Raw genomic sequence first — 13,605 nt, 5'->3', positions numbered from 1 at the left:
GCGGATGACGTGGCAAGATCAACGGCTCCCCTCGGACCACCCGCCGGTTAACAGCGGGAAGGTCGGCGTGCTGGTGATCAATCTCGGCACGCCCGAGGCGCCGACAACGCAATCGGTAAAGACCTATCTGGCGGAATTTCTGTCGGACCGCCGCGTTGTGGAAATCCCGCCGATTGCCTGGCAACCAATCCTGCGCGGGATCATTCTGAACACGCGGCCCAAAAAATCTGCGGCTGCGTATAAGAAAGTCTGGACCGAAGAAGGTTCACCTCTGGAGTACATCACCCGAGGGCAAGCCGAACGGCTGCAAGAACGGTTGGGCGACGCCGTAAATGTGTCGTGGGCAATGCGCTATGGAAAGCCCAGCATTCCCGATGAGATACAGAAATTGATGGATTCAGGCTGCGACCGGATTCTACTCGCGCCGCTCTATCCGCAATATTCGGGCGCAACCACCGCGACGGTGATCGACAAGGCGGCGGAGAAGCTCAAGGAAATGCGCTGGCAGGCTTCGCTGCGCACGCTCCCGCCATATCACGATGACCCCGCCTATATCGATGCGCTGTCGAAGGATTTGACGGCGCAGCTGGACGCGCTCGATTTCGATCCCGAAGTCTTGCTGCTGAGCTTTCACGGGATGCCGCAGCGCACGCTCGATCTGGGTGATCCCTATCATTGCCATTGCCGCAAGACCGCGCGGCTTTTGGAAGAGCGCATGACGCCTCGCAAAAGCATGCGGTTTGAAACGAGTTTCCAATCGCGCTTCGGCAATGCCAAGTGGCTGGAACCGGCGACCGATGACACGCTCGAACGGCTGGCAGGCGAAGGTGTGAAGAATATCGCCATCGCGGCGCCGGGCTTCTCCGCCGATTGTCTGGAAACGCTGGAAGAACTGGCGCTGGAAGGCAAAGAACAGTTCGAAGAAGCTGGCGGAGAGAATTTTGCTGCGCTTTCCTGCCTCAATACCGGCACGCCGGGCATGGATATGCTGGAGCATATCATCCGCCGCGAATTGTCGGGCTGGACATAGTTTAACTAATTACTTACACCGATGTCAGTAAGCCAGTTCAACGACACCGAGGAATAGATGGCCACACTTGCTGCTGATCAAACCGCTGAAACTACTCTTACCCATTGGACGGAGGGTAATCCCGAGCCTGCCGACTTGGCGCATATTCCGGGCGAAGGCGGCTATCCGATTGTCGGCAACACCTTCAAAATGCTGGCTGATCCGCACGGTTTTACCAAGGATATGGTTGAGAAGTACGGCACGGTATACCGCAATAAGGCCTTTGGCGGCTGGGTCGTGGCTCTTGTAGGTGCAGATGCGAACGAATTGGTTCTGTTCGACCGCCAGAAGTTGTTTTCATCGGAGCAAGGCTGGGGTCCGATCCTCGACCAATTGTTCCCGCGCGGGTTGATGCTGATGGATTTCGACCATCACCGGGCCGACCGCAAGGCATTGTCGATTGCGTTCAAGCCGGGGCCGATGCGGCATTATGCGGGCAGCCTTAATCGCGGAATCTCTGATGCAGTGAAGGATTGGGGCGGCGATCAAATGCTGTTCTATCCCGCGATCAAGAAGCTAACGCTCGATCTGGCCGCGGACAGTTTTATCGGGATCGAGTGGGGACCCGAAGCCGATAAGATCAACGAAGCCTTTGTCTATATGGTGCAGGCCTCGGTCGCGCCGATCCGTCATCCGCTACCATTCACGCTGATGCGCAAAGGCGTGAAGGGACGCGAGTTTCTGGTCGATTATTTCACCAAGGAAACGCATCGCCGCCGCAAAGAGGGCGGCGGGCAGGATATGTTCAGCCAGTTTGCGACTGCGGAGCGCGAGGACGGCTCGCTGCTGCCGGTCGATGAAGTCGTCGATCACATGAATTTCCTGATGATGGCGGCACATGACACGATCACATCCAGCGCCACGTCACTGATCTATCTGTTGGCGAAAAACCCCGAATGGCAAGAAAAGCTGCGCGCTGAGATCCTCGCGATAACCGGCGGCGCAAGCGACCTTGGCTATGATGATCTGGGCAAGCTGGAACTGACCGAGATGGCGTTCAAGGAAGCGCTGCGGATGATCCCGCCGGTGCCTTCCACTCCGCGTCGTGCGTTGCGCGAGTTCGAGTTTGGCGGATATAAAATTCCGGCGGGCACCCATGTCGGGATTAACGCGCAATATGTGCATCATATGGAAGAACACTGGCCGGAGCCGGAGAAATTCGATCCGATGCGCTTCACGCCCGAACAGGTAAAGGCGCGCCATAAATATGCATGGGTGCCGTTTGGCGGCGGAGCGCATATGTGTCTCGGCCTGCACTTTGCTTACATGCAGGTGAAAGTTCTGATGGCGCAAATACTGACGCGATATCAGATCGAGATTGAAGAGGGCTATGATCCGGCCTGGAAAGCTTGGCCGATCCCTCAGCCAAAAGACGGGCTGAAGGTGAGATTTAAGAGTTTATCTTAGACCCTCAGTCGCGGGGCGGAATGCATCCGCATTCCTTGGCTACCTCGCACAAGCTCGGGCGGCCGTGCAGGTGGCCTTTGGCCGTCTGCGCCTTCGGCTCTGACTCCGGCCTTGCGGTTCACTGGTCGTGAACCGAACCACTCCAATCATCTTCATTCGCTCTGAACCTTGGTCACGGCAGTCAGAGGGCGACTGCCCGACGCGCGGTTAGCGCGGAAGCCAAAGGGAGCGGATGCGACCGCCGGCGCCCGAGGCCAATCAAAGAATCCCTCAAAAATCCCAGGCTATGCCGTCTTTCACCCAATCGCCGTAGCGGGTGGGCGACAAGTCTCGCGGTTCGTCCTTTTCCGGGTTGACTTTCTTTGGTTCGGGCACCGGATCGTTTGTCCAATGCGCAGGCTTATCGAACGATTTTGCGGCTTCTGATTTTTCCTTGGTCATGTTGGCCTAACGCGCGGGGTGGCGGATGGTTTCAAGCCCGCCTAAAGGAACGGCATGTCAGATATTTCGGGATTACCCGCACGGCGCGCTGCGCTGCAGATGATTGATGCGGTGCTGCATCGCGGTGAAACGTTGGAAACGGTCGAGCGCAATGCGCTGCGCCGGATACGTGGACCAGCCGATCAAGCCTTGGCCCGGGCAATTGCGGGTGAAACGCTGCGCTGGCTTACCGATCTCGATATGATGATCGACAGCGCAATGAAAAAGCCGCTGCCGCATGATGCTAAGCCCCGTTCAGTGTTACGGCTGATGCTGGCGCAATGGTTGCGGCTCGATACACCGCCGCATGCGGTGATCGCCACGGCATTGCCATTGCTGACGGGTGGCCCACGCAGGTTGGCGCATGGGGTGTTCTCGACCCTTAACAAGCGTGATGGGCTGGTGCTGCCTGATATCCCGACCCTGGCTCCAGAAGTCGAATTTCGCTGGGGCGACCGCGCTGACGCGATTGCCGCCGGTATCGTCACTCCGCCGCCGCTGGATCTCGCGTTAAAGGATTGGTCGCAGACGGAAGAGCGTGCGGAAGCGATGGGCGGTATCTCGCTCGCGCCCGGCCATATCCGCCTGCCGCGCGGCACCCCGATTGATCAACTTCCCAGCTATAAGGATGGCGATTGGTGGGTGCAGGATCTGGCCGCGACATTGCCCGCACGCTTGCTCGGACCGGGTGCAGGCAAGCGCGTGCTCGATCTGTGCGCTGCTCCAGGCGGGAAAACGATGCAGCTTGCAGCGGCTGGATGGAATGTGACTGCGCTGGATATCAGCGAGCGGCGATTGGATAGAGTCCGCCAGAATCTCGAGCGCACGGGTTTGCAGGCTGAGATCATCAAAGCCAATGCGCTTACGTGGCGGCCCGCCAAGCAGTTCGATGCGATCCTGCTGGACGCGCCGTGCACCGCAACCGGTACCTGCCGCCGCCATCCCGATGTGGTCCACCGTATCGGAGAGCGCCAGATCGAAGAACAGGCGGAGCTGCAAAACGCTTTGCTGGAACGGGCCGTGGAATGGCTGCCCGAGGGTTCGACGCTGATCTATGCCGTCTGTTCACTGGAAAGTTCAGAAGGTGAGGCTCAGGCCGAGAGTGTCAATTTGGCGCCAGTTCCGATCACGAGCGAAGAATTACCCGGCGGCTTGGAGCCAACCAAAGATGGCTGGCTGAAGACCGACCCTGGGATGCTTGCTGATGCTGGCGGGTTGGACGGGTTCTTCGTGGGACGCTGGCGGAAATAAGCCGCGCTGGATTTAGAGGGAGAGAAATTGATGAAACGCATTATCCTACTGGCCATCACCCATGGCGCAGCCGCGGCCATTGGCTTTGCAGCAGGCATCTATTTCCTGCCGATTCTGACGGCAGAATCCGCGCCCGATGCAGCGGTTCTGGAGCAGCAGGCGGCGCAATCACGATATAGCGTTGAGCTAACCCGCGATCTGCGCGGCGTCGACGCTCTGCATTGGGGTGATGGAACCATCAGCGTGTCGGCAGACAGCATCGCGCACCAGGGCGAACTCGCTCCCGGGCCCGATTACATGGTCTATCTGACCAAGGAGTTCGTTGAGCATGAAGACGAGTTTGAACCGATCAAGTCACAGGCTGTTCGGATCGGCCCCGTAAAGAGCTTCGACGGATTCCTGCTCAACATTCCAGAAGGCGTGGATATCGAGGAATACTCAACCGTAGTCGTGTGGTGCGAGTCCTTCGGTGAATTCATCACTGCGGCAAAATATCGCTAGCCGCGGGTTGCGTCGGTTTCCCGCGCAACAAACCTATAGGTGTATCGTCAATCAACCTAAATGACATGATACGTGAAGTAAAAAATTCTCAAAAATGCCGTCATTAATCCCAGTTAACTTATAACATTTACCAATTCGCTATTCAAAATTTAAACTAATATTACTGCACTCATAATATTCTCTGGCAATAAGCCAAGAAAATGGAATATTATTATAAGGGAGTGGTAATGTCGGTAATGAACTTTGACGCTTCTGAACGACGCGGTGTGTCCAATATCCCGTTGTCGGGTATTCAACCAGATGACAATCACGCGCTGCAGTCGTTTGATTTCCGCTTTGCGAACGGCGACCACCATATTCAACAGATCCGGCTGCTGAAAGGAACGAACCAAATTTCAGCGGCGTTTAAGGATCAAGACGACGGCGATCCTTGGAACCTGACGGGCTGTTACGTTCGTGTGCCGGGAACGCCGGGATCAGTCGAGTTCACCATGGAAGATGGGCGAGCCACTTGGGTCGATATTCCGGGCCTTAACAGCAATATGCGATTTGCCCTTAGCGGATTCGATTTCGATTTCGGTTCGGGAGATCAGCATATCAGAGTTGTACTCATCATGCCGTCGGAGCGGCAAGGCGGTGTACTGGTCAACTTCAACGACAAGATCGGTGGAAACGAAACGGTCCGGGGTACACTGCAATTCGTTCTGGTGCCCGCGGATCAGGTTGCGAGTGACTATCGGCAGGCAGGGGACAATTTTGATCGAGGCAACAACCGAACGATGGTTCCCCCGCAGCTAGGTGGACCAAGCGAACGTGTGTTGAGCGGATTTTCCTTTATCTATTTGCACCGAACCGACGGAGGCGATGCACATCTGCTCCGGCTGGGCGTCGACCTGCCGAACCATACGGTTCAATTCCAGGACAATGACATGCATGAGATCATTCAGTGGAAGGTCGACTATTTCAGCTTACGATGAAGTGGAGAGGGCAAGTCGATGTTGGACTTTCGGACAGTGAACCTTCAGCTTGAGGTGGCCAGCACCGACACCGAGCGAAGGTTGGAAGGTGGGCGGTTCAATGGGAATTTCCGCTCGACGGGTACTTTAACCGGCAGAACGCAAGTGACCTTTCCATCCGGCGTGAGCCGGCATGAAGCGGCGATCAGCGCTTTTCATTTTGAAACCAAGAACGATCACCATCTGGAAAAGCTCAAGATCGAACCGTTTATTTCGGTCGAAGACGCTTCACGCAGGACGTTGAATGTAACGGTGGAGGCGGCGTTTAAAGACGACAGTCCGGGCGATGATTTTCAGAACACCCCATTCATTATGTCGACAAAGATATTGCTACTGGTCGATAGGGAGTGAACCACCCGTTCGGTCACGCAGCTTCGAACTGCAGCGTGACGTGCGTGCAATCGCGCCCGCCTTGAACAATCTTGGCCGATACTGACGTGGCGCTGCGCTCGACCAATTCGACCGTGAAGACGCGCCCCAACTCGACATAGCGCGTGAAGCGCATTTCGCCGCCTGTGATCCGCAGTGGAGCGCCGTTTTCAAGCAGATGCATGAACTGATGCACGGCCTCTGCCAGATGCGTTGCGTTCACATGATCGCCTGACCCGCTCATAAACGGATGCGCTGGCGGGAAAGCGTTGTCCAATGTCATCAGGCCGAGGGCGTGGGGTGCCTGGCTATCCTGTAACGGTGATAGAAACGAGGGACCGACACCGGCACTGCCGACGGCTTCGGGTTCGGCATATGAGAAAGAGGCGGGATCAACCTCTGGCTCGGAGTCCTGCTTCGCTTTCGCGCGCCACGCTTCAAAATCGCGGGTCCGAAACTCTACACCGATGCTGTACATGGTGGAGACCATGGCATCGCGGGCATCGAAGAAAGTCAGCTTGCTCTGGAGCTTGCCGTCCGCGTCCACATTCTCTGAAACGCCGCGGACCGGCGGGCCGACATCACCTGCACCGCAGGACCATTTGGTCCATGTCAGCGCAGTCCATCTGGTCCCGTCGAAAGTCCCGCGCTCTCGCCCCGCCTCGACACTCGCCCAATATTGCAGATTTTGCAGCGCAATCGGATGGTGTGGATGTAGCGCCAGCCATGGCCATATGTTGCGGTCTTTAGAGCATTGGAAGGTGACCGGGCCATCGGACCGGATCACACGATGATGCGTGAATTCAATATCGGGTGCGCTATTCGCCATGCTCGCCTCGGCCTCAGCTTTTCACCTTGTCCTGAAAGCTTTTGCGCAGTTTCATGATCTTCGGCGGAATGACCGCGAGGCAATAGGGGTTGCTCTTGCCTTCGCCTTCCCAATATTCCTGATGGTAATCCTCCGCCGGATACCATTGTGTGGCATCCTCGACAGTGGTCACCGCAGTCCCCGGATGCTCCGAGTTCCAGCGTGCAATTGCCGCTTCCGCCTCGCTGCGTTGATCCTCCGTCAGAGGGAAGATCGCGCTGCGATATTGGGTGCCGACGTCGCCGCCCTGGCGGTTCAGCTGGGTTGGATCATGCGTGCCAAGGAACACATCGAAAATTTCCGGCAGTGAAATCACATCCGGATCGAATGTCACGCGAATGCCTTCGGCATGGCCAGTCGTGCCGGTGCAGACCTGTTTGTAAGTCGGGTTGCTGACATTGCCGCCGATATAGCCGCTTTCGACTTCGCTCACGCCGATCACATCACGGAACACCGCTTCTGTGCACCAGAAACATCCGCCTGCAATGATTGCCTGTTGTGTATCCGCCATGGGAAGTCTCGCTTTCTGTTATCTGGTTCCGGAACATAGATAGGAAGCATGAGTTCCCTTGTCATCGGTGCGTTCGTCCTTAGAATGCGCCACACAGATCAATAAGAGTATCCACTCACTTTCCGGAGAGAAGTCATGCGTTCTATTTTTGCTGCTACTGCCGCAGTTGCTGCCTTGGCGATCGGGGCGCCCGCAATTGCGGATGATCACGGCGAGATGGCCTCGCTTGCAGAGGTTCTGGCATCCGATCACCGCGCGGATGACCGTGCCCGCGATCAATATCGTAACCCGGCTGAAACGCTGGCCTTCTTCCAGATCGAGCCGACGATGACGGTCGCTGAATATGGCCCCGGTGGCGGTTGGTATACGCGCGTCCTTGCACCTTATGTGATGCCAAAGGGCAAATATATTGCGTTCAATCAGGATAGCGACGGCCGTGAATATCGCACGCGTGCGCAGGAAGCACGTGCGAAAGGTTGGACAGAGAGTTTCAAAAGCGGGCTTGCCGAAGCGATGGATATGGAAGCGGATGACATTACCGCCTTCGAAACTGACGAAATGCCCGAAGATGTGGCCGGCACAGTCGACCGCGTGGTTATTTTCCGGTCAATGCACGGGTTGAATATAGGCAATAGCGCTGACGCAGTGCTTAAAGCTGCTCGCACGATGCTCAAGGATGACGGCATGGTTGGCGTTGTCCAGCACCGTGCCCCAGAAGGCGCAAGCTACGATGATTACGGCGCGCGCCAGCGCGGCTATATGCGCAAGCAGGATGTTGTCGCGATTTTCGAAGCCAACGGTTTTGAACTGACTGCCGAGAGCGAAATCAATGCCAATCCGAAAGATCCCGCCAATTGGGAACGCGGCGTATGGACTCTGCCACCGGTCCTCGGCACCGGAGCAGATGATCCGCGGCGCAGCGAATATCAGGCCATTGGCGAAAGTGACCGGATGACGCTGCTGTTCAAAAAGGCGAAGTAACGCTCCACGTCATCTGGCATTCATGCGAGTGTCAGCAAAAGTCCTTCATGTGATGGCGTATCATATGGAGGGCTTTTTTGTGAACAAACAGATTCTTATTCCGCTTTGCGTGTTGTCGCTGACTGCGTGTGGTGATCCGCCATACGATCCGCGCGGGGTCGATAGCGATGAAACATTATTGTCGGTAAGCGCGACCGGAGAGGCTGAAACCAGACCCGATGAAGCGCGCTTTCAAGCCGGGGTGGAGAGTTTTGCGCGCGATGCCAAAGCTGCCACCGGCGCCAACGCGGAGGCGGTGCAAAAGCTGGTCACCGCGTTGAAATCGGCTGGCGTGCCCGAAAAGGATATCCAGACCCGTGCCGTCGGTATCCGGCGGATCGATTGGGGCCCCAAGAAGGGCCAGTATCAAGCGAACAATATCGTGACCGTGGTCGTGCGCGATATCGACCGGGCGGGTGATGCAGTGACCGCAGCGAGTGAAGCAGGCGCAAATATCATGAGCGGCCCCGATCTGCGCATGTCCAATCCGGAAGCTGCAGCCAACACGGCTTACGGGAATGCCTTCAAGGCAGCACGGGCCCGGGCAGAGGCATACGCTGCGGCTGCCAATATGGAAATCAGCCGCGTACTCACCATTCGTGATGGCGGTGGCAGCCAGGGTGGCCGCTATCTGCCGGGAGCACCGCGGCCTGTATCCCGAGCGGTTTACGCCGATGCCGTGATGCATGAAGCGGCCGAGGAAAGCGGAACCATCATGCCGGGCCAAACCACCAGCAGCGTGTCGGTTCAGGTGGACTTCGCTCTCGTGCCGAAATAAACGCACTCGCATGACCGAAGTTACTGTTGCCGCACTCCAACTTGCGCTCGGCTCGGATGACGAGGCCGAGAATATCAATGCGGCCGCGCAGCTGGTCGAGCATGCGGCGGAGAAGGGCGCACAAATCATTCTGCCGCCCGAATTGTTTTCCGGCCCTTATTTCTGCCGCGAGGAAGACGAGGCGCTTTTCGCGCTCGCAAGGCCCACGCTGGAACACCCTTCGGTCATCGCAATGCGCAAGCTCGCAAAGACGTTGAAGGTCGCGATCCCGACCAGCTTTTTCGAACGTGACGGACACCATTATTACAACACCGTCGCCATGGTTGGCGCGGATGGCGAAGTGATCGGCACATACCGCAAAAGCCATATCCCGGACGGGCCGGGTTATGAGGAAAAATTCTATTTCCGCCCGGGCAATGACGGTTTCAAAGTGTGGGATGTGTTCGGTGCGCGGATCGGCGTCGGCATTTGCTGGGACCAATGGTATCCCGAGGCGGCACGAGCGATGGCGCTGCAAGGTGCAGAGCTACTATTCTATCCCACAGCGATTGGCTCCGAGCCTTATGACGAAGACCTCGACACGAGCCGTATGTGGCGCCGCGCGATGCAAGGTCATGCGGTTTCCAACTGTATGCCGGTGATCGCCGCCAATCGTGTTGGAAAAGAAGGTGGTCAGTCCTTCTACGGCCACAGCTTCATCGCCAATGAATGGGGTGATCTGGTGTGCGAATTCGGCGCGGAGGAAGACGGCGTACTCGTCTCGACATTCGATCTCGCCATTGCCGCCAAGCACCGCGCAGGCATGGGCTTCTTCCGCGACCGCAGACCGCAGCTATACGGCAGACTATGCGAAGACATCTGAAGCGGCGCTATTCGGCGCAGACATATCTGATCGCGCTCGGTTCCAATATCCGCCATCCGCTTCACGGCCTTCCGCGCGGCGTGGTTGGAGCGGCGATCGATGTACTCGGAGAACTAGGCGTAGTGCGCGTACAATCGACGATCATCGACAGCGCGCCTCTCGGCCCATCCAGCCGAATTTACGCCAATGCTGCGTTGATTCTCGAAAGCGAACTTGGCCCCGATCAATTGCTAGCACTGCTAAAGCATACGGAACGCGGCTTCGGCGCGCGCCGCGGGGGGCGCTGGCAAGCGCGCGTTCTGGATTTAGACATTGTCCTGTGGGGCGGGGGTATCTGGGTCTCCGAATCGCTTGGGGTCCCCCATGCCGAGTTTCGCAAAAGAGACTTCGTTTTGGGTCCCGCAGCAGAGATAGCCCCCCACTGGCGCGATCCGGTGACATCTTTATCGCTCAGACAGCTATTTGCCCGCTTGACCAAGCCGCGCCCCATCACTAGGTGACGCCCCCGGTACCGATACCACGTGATGTGGGCCCTTAGCTCAGTCGGTAGAGCAACTGACTTTTAATCAGTAGGTCGCTGGTTCGAACCCAGCAGGGCTCACCACCCAGTTTGAAAAGTTTCGTGATTCGCGACGTTGGCTAGCTGAAGCAAAAATTCTCCCCGCATTTCCGTGACTTTGCCTTGCAGTAACTCGGCAGTATCCAAAACAGAGACGCACTGACCTCGCAACTGCGTGCGTATTTGGCGCAGATTCTCTGCGCCCAAAAAACGACCTACTACCGATATTATGATTGTGCGGCGTTGACCCCAAGCGCCTGGCGCTGACCGGCCCAGTCGAGCGGTAAGTCGCTCATTCGCCATATGGAACGGGCACTAAGCCGCGATGGCTGCGTTCCACCGAGTATGGCTCGGATGATTGCCGGGTCAAGATAACTTACTCGCGCAGTTCGCTGGAGATGACGAAGCTTGGTTACCGGCAGAGCGTCAAGTTGATGTTGGTCGAGACCAAGCAGTTGCTCCCGCGCCGCAAACGCGCGTGCGACCAGTTCAACGAGCCGCTCATCGCGAGAGATTGAACCGGATTCAGCCGGTTCCAATCGCAGCCGAGGTTCGTGGCCATAATTAGACTGACTGGTTGGAATGGTGATGCTGATGCGTTTTTCTGGGATATCCGTTAGCCCCGCCATCGAACCCAGCACAGCCAGTTCAAAAGACGCGCTGGCACCTTTGGATGTAACCGACACCTGTAGTGCAAGTTGCTCCAGCAAGGTTCGAGCCTCTGCAATCGGCGCGGCGACAAGGCGTGTCGCCAGACCCGAACAGCACTCGAACAGGCGCTCAATGTCTTTGGCACTTCGTCCTGCCGCCAACTCGCGTACCCGATCTCCATTGCGCAGCCATGCGGCAACAGTGTTCCTGACCGATAGTTCAAGCTCACCGGCAGGCAGCCGCAGGGCAGGGCTGGAAGCAATGTCGTTCATATTGGAAGCGTAATAGGAATAGCGCCGCCCATGATTACGAGTGTGGCAAGGCGACATTGGGCGATCAAGGTCATCGCGGATCATCCCTGCGAGCAGCGACATGCGCCTACGCACTGTGCCATCGTTGCTCGCAGTTCGGTCCGCTAGCTTAGTTTGGACGGCGTCAAAAAGTTCGCGACTGACGATCGCATCATGTTCGCCGGGATAGACGTTATCCTTATGGACCACCTCGCCAACGTAGATACGGTTCGACAGCATGTAAGCTAGCGCGCCGCGCTTAAATGGCACGCCGCCTCGAACCGACCCGTCCTTCATCACTCGACGCTTGCTGACGTATCCGTCGTCGCGAAGTTCTTCCACGAGCGTGCGTATGGAATCGCTCGCGAGATACCGCTCCATGATCGCGCAAACTGTCGCTGCTTCATCTGGGACGACCTGAAGCTTGCGATCCTTCGCCTCGTAACCAAGCGGAACCCCGCCGCCCATCCACATGCCCTTGGCCTTGCTGGCGGCGATCTTGTCCCGAATGCGTTCGGCTCCGACCTCGCGCTCGAACTGCGCGAAAGAGAGCAGAACATTGAGGGTCAGGCGTCCCATCGAAGTGGTGGTCGAGAACGCCTGCGTGACACTGACAAAGGAGGCATCGGCTTGATCAAGTACATCGACGATCTTTGCGAAGTCAGCGAGCGCCCGCGTTAGCCGGTCAATCTTATAGACGACCACCACATCGATTTTGCCCGCCTTTACATCGTCGAGTAGCTGGCACAGAGCAGGGCGTTCCATGCTCCCGCCTGAGAACCCGCCATCATCATAAAGATCGGGCAGCGCCTTCCAGCCCTCATGCTGCTGCGACAGGATATAGGCCTCGCAAGCTTCGCGCTGGGCATCGAGACTGTTGAACGCCTTATCGAGACCCTCTTCGGTGGACTTGCGCGTATAGACCGCGCAGCGCATCGTCTTCGTATCGCTAGTCATGACGCGTCACTCCCAAGGCTCCGAGGCGGGAGCTGTGTAGGCCGAAGAAGCGCGGGCCTGACCATGCGGAGCCGGTAATATGCTTGGCGATAGCGGTGAGGGAGCGATATCGGCTGCCGCGATATTCAAAAGCCCCTTCGAGCACCACCACTTCGTGGACTTCGCCATGCCATGTGCGCGAGAGCCATGTGCCGGGTTTGACGCTTGTAGCCCTGACACAGCGTGGATGGCGCTTATCTTTCCGCGACTGGACTTCGAGCATGCGCAGCTCCGCTTTGGTGAGCCCGCCCAGCGCCTTCTCCTGATATCGGGCGGCGATAGCGCGGGTCATCAATGCGATACCAAAGGCTGGCGGCGCAGGTGAGCCGAACACTTTGCGCCACTCAGCCTTTTTCTGGGACGGGTTCATCTCAATAAGCCGCCCGATCTTCACGTCCAAATCCATTACGCGTTACTGGATGCCGCGACGTGGTAGGTGCGCACGCCGTCCATCTTCTCGCTGCTGATGACATGACCTTTCTTCTTCAGGCCCGTCAGTGCTGCTCGTGTGGTATGTGGAAGCCAGCCTGTGGCTTCGACCATTTGGTCGAGCGTTGCGCCTTCCGCACGGCGCAACATGATGAGGACCAGTTCGATCTTGGCCGGTTTCTTCGGTGTCTCACTGGGTTTGGCAGCTGCCTTTGCAATTCCTGCAGCAGGCTTCTTCGCCCCTATCTTCTCGTTGTTGTTGCCGTGATCTGCAGGCATGCGTGCCATGCGGCGATTGCGGGCTTTGGCGGAAGTCTTGGTTGCGGTTGTCATGCTGGGTTCTCCTTGGTTGGTGAGCCAGCATAATGCTGGGCTCACCAACCAAGGCCTGAGCAGCTTTGAGCTGTCAGGCACTGCGGCCGAACCGGTCGACTCGCATGAGCACCAATGCTTGCTGTTCGCAGGAAGTCGAATGGAATCTGTGATTATCGCGCAGATGCGTTGGTTGAATTTTCACTCCGCATCGGGCGGCTAGGTTTGTGTTCGCT

At 57.4% G+C, this 13,605-nt stretch carries 16 protein-coding genes and 1 tRNA gene; 11 read left to right on the top strand and 6 right to left on the bottom strand.

What is annotated here, in order from left to right; translation table 11 throughout:
• Positions 1-4: 4 nt before the first annotated feature.
• Positions 5-1,030 carry a ferrochelatase gene (gene hemH, locus GRI35_RS13480; RefSeq protein WP_160614630.1) on the top strand — a complete coding sequence of 342 codons (1,026 nt, stop codon included), beginning with the start codon at positions 5-7 and terminating at the stop codon, positions 1,028-1,030.
• A 57-nt stretch (positions 1,031-1,087) separates the two neighbouring features.
• Complete coding sequence (locus GRI35_RS13475; protein WP_160614629.1) at positions 1,088-2,476, top strand: cytochrome P450; 1,389 nt, start codon at positions 1,088-1,090, stop codon at positions 2,474-2,476.
• 270 nt (positions 2,477-2,746) lie between these two features.
• Here GRI35_RS13475 and GRI35_RS13470 read toward each other — a convergent pair whose 3' ends face one another.
• Positions 2,747-2,917, bottom strand: a complete 171-nt coding sequence (locus GRI35_RS13470) for a DUF1674 domain-containing protein (protein WP_160614628.1) — start codon at positions 2,915-2,917, stop codon at positions 2,747-2,749.
• A gap of 54 nt (positions 2,918-2,971) precedes the next feature.
• Between GRI35_RS13470 and GRI35_RS13465 the strand changes: the two genes are divergently transcribed.
• The 4 genes from GRI35_RS13465 (at position 2,972) to GRI35_RS13450 (ending at position 6,075) form a co-directional block, all read left to right on the top strand.
• Positions 2,972-4,207, top strand: a complete 1,236-nt coding sequence (locus GRI35_RS13465; protein ID WP_160614627.1) for an RsmB/NOP family class I SAM-dependent RNA methyltransferase — start codon at positions 2,972-2,974, stop codon at positions 4,205-4,207.
• A 30-nt stretch (positions 4,208-4,237) separates the two neighbouring features.
• Positions 4,238-4,708, top strand: a complete 471-nt coding sequence (locus GRI35_RS13460) for a DM13 domain-containing protein (protein WP_160614626.1) — start codon at positions 4,238-4,240, stop codon at positions 4,706-4,708.
• Between the two features lie 236 nt (positions 4,709-4,944).
• On the top strand, positions 4,945-5,685 hold the full coding sequence (locus tag GRI35_RS13455; protein WP_160614625.1) for a hypothetical protein: 741 nt from the start codon (positions 4,945-4,947) through the stop codon (positions 5,683-5,685).
• Positions 5,686-5,703: 18 nt separating this feature from the next.
• On the top strand, positions 5,704-6,075 hold the full coding sequence (locus GRI35_RS13450) for a hypothetical protein (protein ID WP_160614624.1): 372 nt from the start codon (positions 5,704-5,706) through the stop codon (positions 6,073-6,075).
• A 13-nt stretch (positions 6,076-6,088) separates the two neighbouring features.
• Here GRI35_RS13450 and GRI35_RS13445 read toward each other — a convergent pair whose 3' ends face one another.
• Both GRI35_RS13445 and msrA read right to left on the bottom strand, forming a co-directional pair.
• A complete protein-coding gene (locus tag GRI35_RS13445; RefSeq protein WP_160614623.1) occupies positions 6,089-6,922 on the bottom strand; it encodes a hypothetical protein in 834 nt (277 codons plus the stop codon).
• Between the two features lie 13 nt (positions 6,923-6,935).
• Complete coding sequence (gene msrA / locus GRI35_RS13440) at positions 6,936-7,472, bottom strand: peptide-methionine (S)-S-oxide reductase MsrA (protein ID WP_160614622.1); 537 nt, start codon at positions 7,470-7,472, stop codon at positions 6,936-6,938.
• A 135-nt stretch (positions 7,473-7,607) separates the two neighbouring features.
• Between msrA and GRI35_RS13435 the strand changes: the two genes are divergently transcribed.
• The 5 genes from GRI35_RS13435 to GRI35_RS13415 all read left to right on the top strand — a co-directional run bounded on the left by GRI35_RS13435 (position 7,608) and on the right by GRI35_RS13415 (position 10,736).
• Positions 7,608-8,453 (top strand): class I SAM-dependent methyltransferase, encoded by an 846-nt coding sequence (locus GRI35_RS13435; RefSeq protein WP_160614621.1) that lies wholly within the window; start codon positions 7,608-7,610, stop codon positions 8,451-8,453.
• Between the two features lie 79 nt (positions 8,454-8,532).
• Entirely contained in the window at positions 8,533-9,270 is a 738-nt protein-coding gene (locus GRI35_RS13430; RefSeq protein WP_290257994.1) for an SIMPL domain-containing protein, read from the top strand.
• A 10-nt stretch (positions 9,271-9,280) separates the two neighbouring features.
• A complete protein-coding gene (aguB, locus tag GRI35_RS13425) occupies positions 9,281-10,132 on the top strand; it encodes an N-carbamoylputrescine amidase (protein WP_160614620.1) in 852 nt (283 codons plus the stop codon).
• Positions 10,117-10,632: a 2-amino-4-hydroxy-6-hydroxymethyldihydropteridine diphosphokinase gene (gene folK, locus GRI35_RS13420; protein ID WP_160614619.1), complete on the top strand. Its 516-nt coding sequence runs from the start codon at positions 10,117-10,119 to the stop codon at positions 10,630-10,632. Before aguB ends, folK begins: the two co-directional genes overlap by 16 nt.
• Before the next feature lie 28 nt (positions 10,633-10,660).
• A tRNA-Lys gene (locus GRI35_RS13415) sits at positions 10,661-10,736 on the top strand.
• A 182-nt stretch (positions 10,737-10,918) separates the two neighbouring features.
• Here GRI35_RS13415 and GRI35_RS13410 read toward each other — a convergent pair.
• From GRI35_RS13410 to GRI35_RS13400, 3 genes are read right to left on the bottom strand one after another with little or no spacing between them, the layout of a single operon-like run.
• Entirely contained in the window at positions 10,919-12,589 is a 1,671-nt protein-coding gene (locus tag GRI35_RS13410) for a recombinase family protein (RefSeq protein WP_160614618.1), read from the bottom strand.
• Positions 12,582-13,034: a DUF2924 domain-containing protein gene (locus tag GRI35_RS13405; protein ID WP_160614617.1), complete on the bottom strand. Its 453-nt coding sequence runs from the start codon at positions 13,032-13,034 to the stop codon at positions 12,582-12,584. The genes GRI35_RS13410 and GRI35_RS13405 overlap by 8 nt, the downstream gene beginning before the upstream one ends.
• Positions 13,034-13,390 (bottom strand): DUF3489 domain-containing protein, encoded by a 357-nt coding sequence (locus GRI35_RS13400; protein ID WP_160614616.1) that lies wholly within the window; start codon positions 13,388-13,390, stop codon positions 13,034-13,036. Before GRI35_RS13400 ends, GRI35_RS13405 begins: the two co-directional genes overlap by 1 nt.
• Positions 13,391-13,605: the final 215 nt, after the last annotated feature.

This window comes from Pontixanthobacter aestiaquae (assembly GCF_009827455.1).
Taxonomy (GTDB): Bacteria; Pseudomonadota; Alphaproteobacteria; order Sphingomonadales; family Sphingomonadaceae; genus Pontixanthobacter; species Pontixanthobacter aestiaquae.
The sequence above is the reverse complement of the archived record's forward strand: the minus strand, read 5'-3'. Positions and strand labels throughout refer to the sequence as shown.